The sequence below is a fragment of the Saccharopolyspora elongata genome, assembly GCF_004348985.1.
Lineage (GTDB): Bacteria > Actinomycetota > Actinomycetes > Mycobacteriales > Pseudonocardiaceae > Saccharopolyspora > Saccharopolyspora elongata.
The window spans coordinates 1-336 of record NZ_SMKW01000273.1 but is presented as its reverse complement, the minus strand read 5'-3'; the positions used below and the strand labels follow the sequence as shown (position 1 = coordinate 336).

Genomic DNA, 336 nt, shown 5'->3' with positions numbered 1-336 from the left:
GCGGTGTTGTGCACCGACGGCCCGGTCCGGTCGCTGGTCGGGTTGTCGTTGGCGCCGGAGCACCGGCGCGGACACGGCGCGTTGTATGACGCGATGAACTGCGGCCGCATCGACGTCGCGCGATTGCAGACGACGCTGGCCGGCGTTCCGTTGCCCCGAGCAACCGATGGGCGGCTGGTGTTGGCGGTGGATGTCAGCCCGTGGCTGCGCCCGGATGCCCACACCTCACCGGACCGCTCGTTTTGTCATACCTACGGTCGCGGCAAGGACCAGCACCTGATGATCCCCGGCTGGCCCTACTCGATCGTCGCGGCACTGGAAACGGGCCGTACCTCG

1 protein-coding gene is annotated in these 336 nt (G+C 68.8%); it reads left to right on the top strand.

Going from position 1 to position 336, the window contains the following annotated elements:
• Positions 1–3: 3 nt before the first annotated feature.
• Positions 4–336, top strand: a 333-nt coding sequence (locus tag E1288_RS46660) for a transposase (RefSeq protein ID WP_268952050.1), incomplete at its 3' end; no start/stop codon positions are given.